The sequence below is a fragment of the Pseudophaeobacter sp. 1A16562 genome, from assembly GCF_041008785.1.
Taxonomy (GTDB): Bacteria; Pseudomonadota; Alphaproteobacteria; order Rhodobacterales; family Rhodobacteraceae; genus Phycobacter; species Phycobacter gallaeciensis_A.
Genome location: NZ_JAXGFT010000009.1, coordinates 121495 through 134589, shown reverse-complemented (window position 1 = coordinate 134589; position 13095 = coordinate 121495). Strand labels below are relative to the sequence as shown.

The 13095-nt window shown below is 60.4% G+C and carries 13 protein-coding genes; 9 read left to right on the top strand and 4 right to left on the bottom strand.

The window, feature by feature from the left end:
* The first annotated feature begins 58 nt into the window (after positions 1-58).
* The 3 genes from soxC (at position 59) to katG (ending at position 5011) form a co-directional block, all read left to right on the top strand.
* Entirely contained in the window at positions 59-1342 is a 1284-nt protein-coding gene (gene soxC / locus SM764_RS14100) for a sulfite dehydrogenase (RefSeq protein ID WP_065273489.1), read from the top strand.
* Positions 1326-2381, top strand: coding sequence for a c-type cytochrome (locus SM764_RS14095; RefSeq protein WP_369002067.1), 1056 nt, complete (start codon positions 1326-1328; stop codon positions 2379-2381). Before soxC ends, SM764_RS14095 begins: the two co-directional genes overlap by 17 nt.
* Before the next feature lie 413 nt (positions 2382-2794).
* A complete protein-coding gene (gene katG, locus SM764_RS14090) occupies positions 2795-5011 on the top strand; it encodes a catalase/peroxidase HPI (RefSeq protein WP_369002066.1) in 2217 nt (738 codons plus the stop codon).
* Positions 5012-5104: 93 nt separating this feature from the next.
* Here the strand turns inward: katG and SM764_RS14085 are convergent, their stop codons facing one another.
* The gene (locus SM764_RS14085; RefSeq protein WP_065270563.1) at positions 5105-6112 is read right to left on the bottom strand and encodes a GlxA family transcriptional regulator; all 1008 of its coding nucleotides are present in this window, start codon (positions 6110-6112) and stop codon (positions 5105-5107) included.
* A 259-nt stretch (positions 6113-6371) separates the two neighbouring features.
* Between SM764_RS14085 and SM764_RS14080 the strand changes: the two genes are divergently transcribed.
* The 6 genes from SM764_RS14080 to SM764_RS14055 all read left to right on the top strand — a co-directional run bounded on the left by SM764_RS14080 (position 6372) and on the right by SM764_RS14055 (position 10339).
* A complete protein-coding gene (locus SM764_RS14080) occupies positions 6372-7004 on the top strand; it encodes an ATP-dependent Clp protease proteolytic subunit (RefSeq protein ID WP_065270562.1) in 633 nt (210 codons plus the stop codon).
* Between the two features lie 144 nt (positions 7005-7148).
* Positions 7149-8414: an ATP-dependent Clp protease ATP-binding subunit ClpX gene (clpX, locus tag SM764_RS14075; RefSeq protein ID WP_369002065.1), complete on the top strand. Its 1266-nt coding sequence runs from the start codon at positions 7149-7151 to the stop codon at positions 8412-8414.
* 107 nt (positions 8415-8521) lie between these two features.
* Positions 8522-8884 (top strand): RidA family protein, encoded by a 363-nt coding sequence (locus SM764_RS14070; RefSeq protein WP_274829027.1) that lies wholly within the window; start codon positions 8522-8524, stop codon positions 8882-8884.
* 108 nt (positions 8885-8992) lie between these two features.
* Entirely contained in the window at positions 8993-9379 is a 387-nt protein-coding gene (locus SM764_RS14065) for an NADH:ubiquinone oxidoreductase subunit NDUFA12 (protein WP_065270558.1), read from the top strand.
* Between the two features lie 55 nt (positions 9380-9434).
* Complete coding sequence (gene mlaD / locus SM764_RS14060; protein WP_065270557.1) at positions 9435-9890, top strand: outer membrane lipid asymmetry maintenance protein MlaD; 456 nt, start codon at positions 9435-9437, stop codon at positions 9888-9890.
* 83 nt (positions 9891-9973) lie between these two features.
* Positions 9974-10339 carry a DUF2155 domain-containing protein gene (locus tag SM764_RS14055; RefSeq protein WP_065273488.1) on the top strand — a complete coding sequence of 122 codons (366 nt, stop codon included), beginning with the start codon at positions 9974-9976 and terminating at the stop codon, positions 10337-10339.
* Here the strand turns inward: SM764_RS14055 and aat are convergent.
* From aat to accB, 3 genes are all read right to left on the bottom strand, one after another.
* Complete coding sequence (gene aat / locus SM764_RS14050; protein ID WP_369002064.1) at positions 10303-10935, bottom strand: leucyl/phenylalanyl-tRNA--protein transferase; 633 nt, start codon at positions 10933-10935, stop codon at positions 10303-10305. The genes SM764_RS14055 and aat overlap by 37 nt on opposite strands.
* Positions 10936-11057: 122 nt before the next feature.
* Positions 11058-12407, bottom strand: coding sequence for an acetyl-CoA carboxylase biotin carboxylase subunit (accC, locus tag SM764_RS14045; RefSeq protein ID WP_065270555.1), 1350 nt, complete (start codon positions 12405-12407; stop codon positions 11058-11060).
* 9 nt (positions 12408-12416) lie between these two features.
* Positions 12417-12914, bottom strand: coding sequence for an acetyl-CoA carboxylase biotin carboxyl carrier protein (accB, locus tag SM764_RS14040; RefSeq protein WP_065270554.1), 498 nt, complete (start codon positions 12912-12914; stop codon positions 12417-12419).
* Positions 12915-13095 lie beyond the last annotated feature (181 nt).

Genomic DNA, 13095 nt, shown 5'->3' with positions numbered 1-13095 from the left:
ATTTTGCGCCGATGAGGCCCTGTCTGGGCACTCATCTAAATATGGAGGCATGAACAAGATGAGCGATAATTCAAAGGGTTTCACCCCGTCGCGCCGTCAGTTTCTGGCGGGTGCGGCTGCGGCCGGGGCCGGATCTGCGGTTGCTGGTGCGGCCCAGGCGGCCGGGCCTGACCCGCTGATCACGGAAGTCCAGGAATGGGCCAGCGGCCTGGGTGATGGCGTCGACGCCACCCCGTATGGTCTTCCGATCAGCTATGAATCGGATGTGATCCGCCGCAACGTGGAATGGCTGACCGCCGATACGATTTCGTCGATCAACTTTACCCCGATCCACGCGCTGGATGGCACCATCACGCCGCAGGGTTGTGCGTTCGAACGTCACCACTCGGGCGCGATCGAGCTGAAGAAAGAAGACTACCGCCTGATGATCAACGGTCTGGTCGACACGCCGCTGGTCTTCTCCTACGCAGATCTGGAGCGTTTTCCTCGTGAAAACCGCGTCTACTTCTGCGAATGCGCGGCGAACTCGGGCATGGAATGGGCAGGTGCCCAGCTGAACGGGGCCCAGTTCACCCACGGCATGATCCACAACATGGAATATTCCGGCGTCAGCCTGCGCACGCTGCTGGAAGAGGCCGGTCTGGATGCTGCAGGCGATCTGAAGGACAAATGGGTCTATGTGGAAGGCGCCGATGCCTCCTCCAACGGCCGTTCGATCCCGATGGACAAGGCGCTGGACGACGTTCTGGTGGCTTTCAAGGCCAACGGCGAAGCTCTGCGCAAAGAGCACGGCTATCCGGTGCGTCTGGTCGTTCCCGGCTGGGAAGGCAACATGTGGGTCAAGTGGCTGCGTCGCATCGAAGTTACCAACGGCCCGGTTGAATCCCGCGAGGAAACCTCGAAGTACACCGACACGCTGGCGGACGGCACCAGCCGCAAATGGACCTGGGAAATGGATGCGAAATCTGTTGTCACCAGCCCCAGCCCGCAGTCGCCGATCACCCACGGCAAGGGTCCGCTGGTCATCACCGGTCTGGCCTGGTCCGGTCGCGGCCACATCACCGGCGTTGACGTCTCCATCGATGGTGGCAAGACCTGGAACGAGGCGCGCCTGGCGGCGCCGGGCACCGACAAGGCCCTTACGCGCTTCTACCTCGATATCGACTGGGACGGTCAGGAAATGTTCCTCCAAAGCCGCGCCCGCGACAGCTCGGGCTATGTGCAGCCGACCAAGACCCAGCTGCGCGACGTGCGTGGTCTGAACTCGATCTATCACAACAATTCCATCCAGACCTGGTGGGTGAAGGCAAACGGAGAGGCGGAAAATGTCGAAGTTTCCTAATCTGATCGCAGCAACAGCAGTGGCCACCGCCTTGGCGGTGCCTGCCCATGCAGAGAAATTCGGACTGGGCCGTCCGGCGCTGCCCGAAGAGATCGCCGCATGGAACCAGGACGTCAGCCCCGATGGGACCGGCCTGCCCGAAGGTTCCGGTGATGTCTTCACCGGCGAAGAGGTCTTTGCCGAGAAATGCGCGGTCTGCCACGGCGATTTCGCCGAGGGTGTCGATAACTGGCCGAAACTGGCTGGTGGCGCAGACACACTGGACCACGAGGACCCGCTGAAGACCGTGGGTTCCTACTGGCCGCATCTGTCGACCACCTGGGACTACGTGAACCGCTCGATGCCGTTTGGTGCGGCGCAGACGCTGGAACCGGACGAGGTCTATGCCATCGTGGCCTATATCCTGTACTCCAACGATCTGGTGGATGACGAGTTCACCCTGTCGAACGAGAACTTCCTGGATGTGGAAATGCCCAACGCGGATGGCTTCATCGTCGATGACCGCCTGACCTCCGAAGCGCATTTCTGGACCGACACGCCTTGCATGGAAAACTGCAAGGACAGCGTGGAAATCACCATGCGTGCGGCGGTTCTGGACGTGACCCCGGACGAAACCGGCGAAGTCCCTCCGGCGGAAACCGGTGAAGCCGTGGTTGAAGAGGCCAAGGCGGAAGAGCCTGCCGCCGCTGAGCCGGTGGAAGAGGTTGCCGCGCTGGACCCTGAACTGGTTGCAGATGGCGAAAAGGTCTTCAAAAAGTGTAAGTCTTGCCACCAAGTGGGTGACAAGGCCAAGAACAAGACCGGTCCGGTTCTGAACGGAATCGTTGGTCACGCTGCTGGTGCTGTGGAAGGCTTCCGTTATTCCAAGGCCATGAAGTCGGCCAATGAAGACGGTCTGGTCTGGACCGAAGAAGAGCTTTCTGCCTTCCTGGCAAAGCCGAAGAAATACATGAAAAAGACCAAAATGTCCTTTGCTGGGCTGAAGAAAGACGACGACATCGAAGCGGTCATCGCCTATCTGAAGTCCTTCGGCGGCTGATGGTCTGACGGCCATATGGTTCTGGCATTGCCGCTCTTCATGGGGCGGCGGGGCCGGGCAGTCCACCTGGCAATACATTTCTGAAAACAGGCGCGGATCGCTTCCGCGCCTGTTTTTTATTGCCGATCAGGATTGATTGTTGGCTGGGTCGCTGTGGTTCGCGCATCCGCGAACAAGGTATAGGAATTTACTATGATTGCTATCAGTAAAAATAACTTATTTTTATCACGCGGATTTGTTAGAACGTTTCTAGGTTAAGGGAGGGAAGCCTTTAGGGCTGCGGATCCGATCTGCGTTTCTGCACTCCACGCAAAGGCTCTTCTCCTGACAGACACTTGTCCTTCTGGAATGACCCATTCCGGGGCAGATGTCGCGCCACGACGACAGAAACGTAGCAATAATCGGAGGAAAAAATGGACGGCAATGATATTCCCAGCGGCAAATGCCCGGTGATGCACGGCGGCACAACCACCTTTGGCGCGCGCGTCAACAGCGATTGGTGGCCCAACCAGCTGAACCTGCGGATCCTGCATCAAAACAGCGCAAAGTCCGACCCGATGGGGCAGGCCTTTGATTACGCAGAAGAATTCAATAAACTCGACCTGAAGGCGCTGAAGAAAGACCTTTATGCGCTGATGACCGACAGCCAGGACTGGTGGCCGGCGGATTACGGTCACTATGGCGGTCTGTTCATCCGCATGGCCTGGCACAGCGCAGGCACCTACCGCACCGGCGATGGCCGCGGGGGCGGTGGCACGGGGCAGCAGCGTTTTGCGCCGCTGAACAGCTGGCCGGATAACGGCAACCTCGACAAGGCGCGTCGCCTGCTGTGGCCGATCAAGCAGAAGTACGGCAACAAGATTTCCTGGGCCGACCTGATGATCCTTGCGGGCAACTGCGCGCTTGAGGACATGGGCTTCAAGACCTTCGGTTTTGCCGGTGGCCGCGCTGACGTGTGGGAGCCGGAAGAGGACATCTACTGGGGCGCCGAAGACGAATGGCTGGCGACCTCTGACACGGAAAACAGCCGTTATTCTGGCGATCGTGAGCTGGAAAACCCGCTGGCAGCCGTACAGATGGGCCTGATCTACGTGAACCCAGAAGGTCCTGACGGTAACCCGGATCCCATCGCCTCGGGCCGCGACATCCGCGAAACCTTTGCCCGCATGGCGATGAACGACGAGGAAACCGTGGCGCTGACCGCTGGTGGCCACACTTTCGGCAAGATGCACGGCGCAGGCGATGCCGCCCATGTGGGCGCCGAACCCGAAGCCGCGCCGATGGAGGCGATGGGTTTTGGCTGGCTCAGCAGCTACAAATCCGGCAAGGGCCGTGACACCATCACCTCGGGTCTGGAAGGCGCCTGGACGTCGAACCCGATCAAATGGGACAACGGTTATTTTGACGTGCTGTTCAAATACGAATGGGAAAAGGTCAAAAGCCCGGCCGGTGCCTGGGTCTGGACTCCCAAGGACATCCAGGAAGAGGATATGGCGCCGGATCCGGAGGATCCGTCCAAGAAGGTTCCGATCTTCATGTCCACTGCCGACATGGCAATGCGCATGGACCCGGCCTATGAGAAGATCTCGCGTCGTTTCCACGAGAACCCGGAAGAGTTCGCAGATGCCTTTGCCCGCGCTTGGTTCAAGCTGACCCACCGCGACATGGGGCCGAAATCGCGCTACCTGGGCGATGAGGTTCCCGCCGAAGATCTGATCTGGCAGGATCCGATCCCTGCCGTGACCCATCCGGTCATTGGTGAGGCGGAAATCGCCGAACTGAAAGAGAAGATCGCGGCTTCGGATCTGACCATCCCTGAGCTGGTTTCGACCGCCTGGGCCTCGGCATCGACCTTCCGTGGCTCGGACAAGCGGGGCGGTGCCAATGGTGCCCGTATCCGTCTGGCGCCGCAAAAGGACTGGGAAGCCAACCAACCCGAACAGCTGGCCCGTGTTCTGGGCGTGCTGGAAGGGATCCAGGGCGCCTTCAACGCAGGCCGCAGCGATGGCAAACAGGTGTCGCTGGCAGATCTGATCGTGCTGGGTGGTTCAGTTGGTATCGAACAGGCGGCGAAGAAGGCTGGACAGGACATCACCGTGCCCTTCACACCGGGACGTGCGGATGCAACGGCTGAGCAGACCGATGTGGAATCCTTCGAGGTTCTGGAACCGGTGGCTGATGGTTTCCGCAACTACCAGAAGACGCAGTTCACTGTCGCGCCGGAAGAGATGATGCTGGACCGGGCGCAACTTCTGACGCTGACTGCGCCGGAAATGACGGCGCTTGTCGGTGGCCTGCGGGTTCTGAACACCAACGTTGGTCAGACCGCCCACGGTGTCTTCACGGATAAGCCTGAAACCCTGTCCAACGACTTCTTCGTCAACCTTCTGGACATGTCGACCGAGTGGAAACCCACCTCGGACGAGGCACAGGAGTTCGAAGGCCGCGACCGCGCCAGCGGAGAGGTCAAATGGACAGCCACCCGTTGCGATCTGGTCTTTGGCTCCAACTCGCAACTGCGCGCCCTGGCCGAGGTCTATGCCCAGGCGGACAATGGCGGGAAATTCGTCAATGACTTTGTGGCGGCCTGGACCAAGGTGATGAACGCAGATCGCTTCGATCTGTCCTGAATACGGCCTGTCTGATCTGTCCGAAAAACAACCAACGCCCCGGCATTTGCCGGGGCGCTCTTACTTGGGCGCCGGGCATCAGCCCGTTGAGTGTCAGGACCAGCCTTTACGGAAGAAATGCGGGCTGGCACCGAATTTGCGTTTGAACTGGCGGGAAAAATGCGTGGTGCTGTTGAAGCCCGAAGCCAGCGCGATCTCGGTCACCGACATCGAGGTTTCATTCATCAGGGCAAAGGCATGACTGAGCCGCATATCGCAATAGACGTGCATCGGGCTCTGGTTCAGGTAGCGGGCAAAAAGCCGCTCCAGCTGGCGACGGGAGATATCCAATCGGGCGCAAAGATCGCCGATCTGAAGCGGTTCTTCGATCGCTTCTTGCATCAGCTGCAAGGCGTTCAGCAGACGTTGGTTGCGGCTGCCGATAGCCACCGCGAAATTCGACTTCTGCGGCGCGGCCTGTCCGCCGGAGCGGGCATGCAGACACATGTCGGCCACGATAATGGCCAGCTGTTTGCCATGCCGCGCTTCAATGAGGCTCAGCATCAGGTCGGTCGCGGCATTGCCGCCGCCGCAGGTCATCAGGGGGCCCGAAACCTCGAATGTATTGGCGGATGGGGTCAAGCGCGGAAATCGTTCGATGAACCCCGGCTGGTTCTCCCAGTGCAGGGTGAATTTCTGATCCTTGATCAGCCCGGCCTGCGCCAGCGCAAAGGCGCCCGTGCAGATGCCACCGATGGAGCGGCCAAAGCGGCTTTCGCGGCGCAGCCAGTTGAGCGTGGCCTCGCCAGCGGTGCTTTGGGGTTCGACCCCGGCGCAGACAAAGCCAAGACTGTCGGCGGGCAGGGGGCGCAGGGGCATGTCCGGCGTGATCATCATCCCGTTTGAACATCGGATCGGTTCGCCATCCTCGGTCATCACGAACCAGCGATAAAGCCGCGTGTTGGTGACCTGATTGGCGATCCGCAGAGGTTCGATTGCGGCTGCGACGGGCAGCATCGTCGCCTTTTTCAGCAGCAGGAAATAGAAATCCTGCGGTTCCCCTTCAAATGGCACGTCCAGCTTTGCCGCCGCACCTTTTTGAACGAAGCTGTCATCTGTCATGGCATGGATCCGCCGCCGTGAGTGTCTCTGTGTCTTAAGCCAGAGTTTTGCAGGCAGGCCGGGGAATTGCGACCGGGGATTCGCGAATAGCGACCTGCTGGCCCGGGGGGCGGAACCGGTCGCAGGAGGAGCGGCAGGACGGGCGCAGGCAGTTTAAATTCGCATACCGCCCCTTGCAGGCCTTTTGGGCGAGCACTAAGACTCAGGTAACAGTTGGTCCGATATGATGGCGGACATAATTCAAAGCAGGCAGGTCCTAATGATTGATCCGACAGAAACATACATGAACACTCTGGTGCCCATGGTGGTTGAACAGACCAGCCGGGGTGAGCGCGCCTACGATATCTTCTCGCGCCTGCTGAAAGAGCGTATCATCTTCCTCAACGGTCCGGTTCACGATGGGATGAGCTCGCTGGTCGTGGCGCAGCTGCTGCACCTTGAGGCGGAAAACCCGTCCAAGGAAATCTCGATGTATATCAACAGCCCCGGCGGTGTTGTGACCTCGGGCCTCTCGATCTACGACACCATGCAGTACATCAAACCCAAGGTCTCGACCCTGGTGATTGGTCAGGCGGCCTCGATGGGCTCGCTTCTGCTGACCGCGGGTGAGCCCGGCATGCGCTTTTCGCTGCCCAACAGCCGCGTGATGGTACACCAGCCGTCCGGCGGGTATCAGGGTCAGGCGACCGACATCATGATCCACGCCGAGGAAACGCTGAAGCTGAAGCGCCGCCTCAATGAAATTTACGTGAAGCACACCGGCCAGGAATACGAGAAGGTCGAAAGCGCGCTGGAGCGTGACAATTTCATGTCGCCCGAAGAAGCCAAGGCCTTTGGCTTGATTGACGAAATCGTCGAAAGCCGCAGCAAAGGCGACGACGAAACCAGCTAAGCCCGGTAGATCAACTGGGTGTGTGCCCCTATCCCTTTGGGGCACACTTTGACATTGTGACCGCTTGAGCAGTGTCTTAAGCTGTCAAAAAGGCGAAGGGGGCTGACGGCTCTTTTTCGGCCCGAGCGGACTGAAAGGTAGATCATGGCAACGAACTCAAGCGGCGACAGCAAGAACACGCTTTACTGTTCCTTCTGCGGCAAAAGCCAGCATGAGGTGCGCAAGCTGATTGCAGGACCGACCGTGTTCATCTGCGACGAATGCGTCGAACTGTGCATGGACATCATCCGCGAAGAAACCAAGGCGTCGGGGCTGAAGGCCACCGATGGCGTGCCCACGCCCAAGGACATCTGCGAGGTTCTTGACGATTATGTGATCGGTCAGGCCACGGCAAAGCGGGTTCTTTCGGTGGCGGTGCACAACCACTACAAGCGTTTGAACCACGCGCAGAAAACCGCCAGCGATATTGAGCTGGCGAAATCCAACATCCTGCTGATCGGCCCCACCGGCTGCGGCAAGACGCTGCTGGCGCAGACGCTGGCGCGCATTCTGGATGTGCCCTTTACCATGGCTGACGCCACCACGCTGACCGAAGCCGGTTACGTGGGCGAGGATGTGGAGAACATCATCCTCAAGCTGTTGCAGGCGTCGGAATACAACGTCGAGCGCGCGCAGCGCGGCATCGTCTATATCGACGAGGTCGACAAGATCACCCGCAAGTCGGAAAACCCCTCGATTACCCGCGACGTGTCGGGCGAGGGCGTGCAGCAGGCGCTGCTGAAACTGATGGAAGGTACCGTGGCCTCCGTTCCGCCGCAGGGCGGGCGCAAGCATCCGCAGCAGGAATTCCTGCAAGTGGACACCACCAACATCCTGTTCATCTGCGGCGGTGCCTTTGCCGGTCTCGACCGGATCATCGCGCAGCGCGGCAAGGGTTCTGCCATGGGCTTTGGCGCCGATGTGCGTGACAACGATGACCGCGGTGTGGGCGAGATCTTCCAGGATCTGGAACCCGAAGATCTGCTGAAATTCGGCCTGATCCCGGAATTTGTTGGCCGTCTGCCGGTTCTGGCAACGCTGGAAGATCTGGATGAGGACGCGCTTGTTACCATCCTGACCAAGCCGAAGAACGCGCTGATCAAACAGTACCAGCGCCTGTTCGAGCTGGAAGACACCGAGCTGGATTTCACCGACGAGGCGCTGATGGCAATTGCCAAGAAAGCCATCGAACGCAAAACCGGTGCCCGGGGCCTGCGCTCGATCCTCGAAGATATCCTGCTCGACACCATGTTCGAATTGCCGGGCATGGAGAACGTCACCAAGGTGGTCGTGAACGAGGAAGCGGCGACATCGGATGCGCAGCCTCTGATGATCTATGCCGACGAAAAGGAATCCGCATCGGCCGGTTAACCCGCTGATGTGGATCGCATTTGCGCTGCTGCGCGGAGGGGCGAACGTCATTTTGACGTTCGCCTTTTTCTATGGGGTTTGGGCTTCAATACAGAGAGGGGCATTTCATGACGATCAAACGCATTTCATCCGGCGGTGAATTTGAGAAAAAGGTCGGCTATTGCCGGGCCGTTGTGGCGGGTGGTTTCGTGCATGTCGCAGGCACCGTGGGGCAGGGGGAGGATGTTGTCTCCCAGTGCCGCTCGGCGCTGGATATCATTGCAAAGGCACTGGCGGAGGCTGGCGCTTCCTTTGCCGATGTGGTGCGGGTGAACTATTACCTGCCGGACCGGGCTGAATTCGACGCCTGCTGGCCGATGCTGGCCGAAACCTTTGGGGATAATCCCCCCGCTGCAACCATGATCGAATGCGGGCTGATCGATCCGAAGTATCGGATTGAAATCGAAGTTACGGCCCTTCTGCCCCAGTAAGCCTGGGATCGTGCCAATTCCTGTCATGCTGTTAGCCACAGGGTGGCAACCCACTGGACCTCGCGCCGAAAGTACGCCATATCAGGGGCAACATTTTCGGAGGCACCCATGGGAATCCTGAACTCTCTTCTGCGCGCTGTGACCTGGTGGAACGGCTCCACGCTTAACACCGCTATCTACACCCGCCGCAAAGGCATCAAAGTGGGTGAGGATGACGCGGGCAATGTGTTCTACCGCAATGCCGATGACAGCCGCCGCTGGGTCATGTTCAACGGTGAGGCCGAAGCTTCGCGCGTCAGCCCCGACTGGCATGGCTGGCTGCACCGGACCTTTGACGAGGTGCCGAGCGACAAGCCGCTGGCGCATAAGACCTGGGAAAAACCGCATCAGGAAAACCTGACCGGCACCGCGCTGGCCTATGCTCCGGCCGGATCGATCCGCCGGGGCGGTGAGCCTGAGCGGCGCAGCGACTACGAGGCCTGGGTTCCCGAGTAACCCCTGACATCTTTGCGGTGTCAGCTGACCATAAATAACGATTTAGGCAGGCGATATGTCCCATAATACCACAGAGGTTCTGGCCGGTGGCGTTGTCGTTGCGGCGGCGCTTGCCTTTGCAGTCTACGCTGGACAGGCTGCGGGCCTGTCGCGCGGCGGGGCGGGCTATCCGCTCAGCGCCTCTTTCCGCTCTCTCGAAGGGGTCACCGTCGGCACCGATGTGCGGCTGGCCGGGGTCAAGATCGGCACCGTCACCGGGGTCGAGCTGAACCCGCAGACCTTCCGCGCCGATACCAGTTTTACCGTGGACAATGGCATCGTGATTCCCGACGACAGCTCTGCAGTGATCTCCTCCGAAGGGTTGCTGGGCGGTAACTTCGTCGAGATCATGCCCGGTGGTTCGCCGCTGAACCTGGAGGCCGGGGAAGAGATCCTCGACACTCAAGGCGCCGTCAGCCTGATTTCACTTCTGGTGAAATTCGTTTCCGGAAGTGGTGGAGAAGACCAGTGACGCACCTCGCGGCCCGGCTGCAGACCGTCAGATCGGCGCTGCTTTGGGGCTGCGCTGTTTGTGCTGGGTTCGGCCTGACCGCGATGGATGCCGCGGCGCAGGCGGTGATTACGCAGGAGCTGTCAGAACAGGATCAGGCGGCACAAGAACAGGCCGCATCGGGCTCTGCTGCCGTTTTGCGCGGCCTTGATAAGGTCAACGGGCGCACGGTGGATGCCGAGATCCCCGTCGGTGGCAGCGCAGAAATCCTGGGCTTGATCGTGACTTTGGGCGAATGCCGTTATCCTGCTGACAACCCGACCGGCGATGCCTATGCCTTCCTCACCGTGCGCAGCCCGGCCAATGGCGAAGTCTTCTTTGAAGGCTGGATGATCGCCTCAAGCCCGGCGCTGAACGCGCTGGATCACAACCGCTATGACGTCTGGGTCATCCGCTGCAAAAGCGAGTGAGGCGTCGGTGTCTGCGGGCGGGTGAAATCGCCACTCCCTTCCATGGCGTCGCGTAATTGTCGCCGATAGGCCGCACGGCTGATCTCGATCGCGCCGAGTGAGGCCAGATGATCGGTCAGGAACTGTGTGTCGCACAGAGCAAAACCGCCCTGTCGCAACCGGTCCACCAGGTACGCCAGCGCCACCTTTGAGGCATCGCGTTGGCGCGAGAACATGCTTTCGCCAAAGAACGCCGCGCCGAGCGAGACCCCATAGACGCCTCCAACCAGTTGATCGCCATGCCGTACCTCAAGCGAATGCGCATGGCCGATCCGGTGCAGATCCATATAACGGTCGAAAATTTCGCCATTTATCCAGGTATCCGGGCGGTCGGCGCAGCCCGCGACCACACCAGCGAAATCGCGGTTGATGGTGATCGAAAAGCCGCCGTTGCGGATGCGCTTGGCCAGCGAGCGGGAGATGTGAAACCCATCCAGAGGCAGGATGCCGCGCCGTTTCGGATCAACCCAGAAGATCTCCGGATCGTCGCGGTGTTCTGACATGGGGAAAACGCCAACGGAATAGGCATGCAGCAAGAGTTCGGGCGTAAGGCTCATGCGGGTGCCCCCGGGGGCTTTGGTGGCTTCGGTCGTCTTGGTGGCCTTTGCCTTATTGGCAGGCCCTCAGGCGACAGGGCGGGCATGGACGCGCCCCGTCGCGATCATTTGCAGCCCGGCCCTTAGGCGGGCAGGTTTTCTTCCAGCCAGTGCTCAAGCCAGTGGATGTCATAATCCCCGGCCAGCACGTCACGCTCCTGCAGCAGGGCGTGGAACAGCGGAACGGTGGTGTCGATGCCATCGACGATCAACTCACCCAGCGCGCGGCTGAGACGCGCCAGCGCCTCGGGCCGGTCGCGCCCGTGCACGATCAGTTTCCCGATCAGGCTGTCGTAATAGGGCGGGATCGAATAGCCGTCATAGAGCGCCGAATCCATCCGTACACCCAGACCGCCGGGCGCGTGGAACGCGGTGATCTTGCCGGGACAGGGGGTGAAGTTCGGCAGTTTCTCAGCGTTGATCCGCACTTCGATGGCATGGCCATTGATCTGCAGATCGTCCTGGCCAAAGGACAACGGCTGACCCGAGGCCACGCGGATCTGTTCGCGTACCAGATCGACACCGAAAATACCTTCGGTCACCGGGTGTTCCACCTGCAGGCGGGTGTTCATCTCGATGAAATAGAACTCGCCGTCCTCGTAAAGGAATTCGACCGTACCGGCGCCGGAATAGCCCATCTTGCCAATAGCATCGGCGCAGATCTTGCCAATACGGGCGCGCTCTTCCGGGCTGATCGAGGGGCCGGGGGCCTCTTCGAAAACCTTCTGGTGGCGTCGCTGCAGCGAGCAGTCACGCTCGGCAAGATGCAGACCGGTGCCCTTGCCGTCGCCAAAGACCTGAACCTCGATATGACGCGGCTTCTGGAGGTATTTCTCCATATAGACTTCGTCATTGCCAAAGGCTGCCTTGGCTTCGGAGCGGGCGGTGGAAAAGGCCATTTCGAGCTCGGCTTCGTCCTTGGCCACCTTCATGCCGCGTCCCCCGCCACCAGCGGTAGCTTTGATGATCACGGGATAGCCCATGTCGGCGGCAGCGGCCTTGGCCGTGGCCAGATCCGGCACGCCGCCTTCGGAGCCCGGCACCACGGGGATGCCCAGTTCCTTGGCGGTTTCCTTGGCGGTGATCTTGTCGCCCATGATGCGGATATGCGCAGCCGAGGGGCCAATGAAGGTCAGCCCGTGATCCTCGACGATCTGCACGAAGTTGGCGTTTTCCGACAGGAAGCCATACCCGGGGTGAATCGCCTGGGCGCCGGTGATTTCACAGGCCGAGATGATCGCCGGGATCGACAGATAGCTTTGGTTGCCGGCGGGCGGGCCGATGCAGACCGACTCATCTGCCATGCGCACGTGCATCGCATCGGCATCGGCGGTGGAATGCACCGCGACGGACTGGATGCCCATCTCTCGGCAGGCCCGGATCACGCGCAGGGCGATCTCGCCGCGGTTGGCAATCAGGATCTTGTCAAACATGCTGGATCCTTACTCGACGATGACCAGGGGGGATCCGAACTCCACGGCGGCGCCGTCTTCGACCAGAATGCGCTTCACCGTGCCGGATTTCGGCGCGGGGATGTGGTTCATCGTCTTCATCGCCTCGACGATCAGCAGAGTATCACCCTCTTTGACGCTGTCACCGACCTTGATGAAGGAAGGCGCGCCGGGTTCGGGCTGCAGATAGACGGTACCGACCATGGGCGAGGTCACCGCGCCGGGGTGGCTGGCGGGGTCTTCTGCGGCTTCCGGTGCCGGAGCTGCAGCGGCTGCTGCCGGGGCCGGTGCGGCGGCAGCGGCCGGTGCCGCTGCGATCGTCTGCACAGGGGCAGGGGCGGCGGCGATTTGCCGTGAAACCCGCACGTTCAGGCTGTCATCTTCACCGTAGTCCCGTTTGACCTGCAGTTCGGTCAGGTCGTTTTCGCGCAGCAGTTCCGCCAGCGCCTTGATGAATGCCACGTCAGCTTCGTGAGATTTTTCTGTCATTTTGTCCTCAGCCGGTTCCGACAGGCCTGCGAAGATGTCGCAGGCTGGAAATTAGAGCGCTTATAGGCCAAGCTTTACCACAAGGAAAGCGCTGCCGATCATGCGCGGTCTATTAGCGCCAACATGGGGGCGTCGCGCGGGATTCGCAATTGCAGAGGGGCCTGTGATTGGCCAAAGGCAG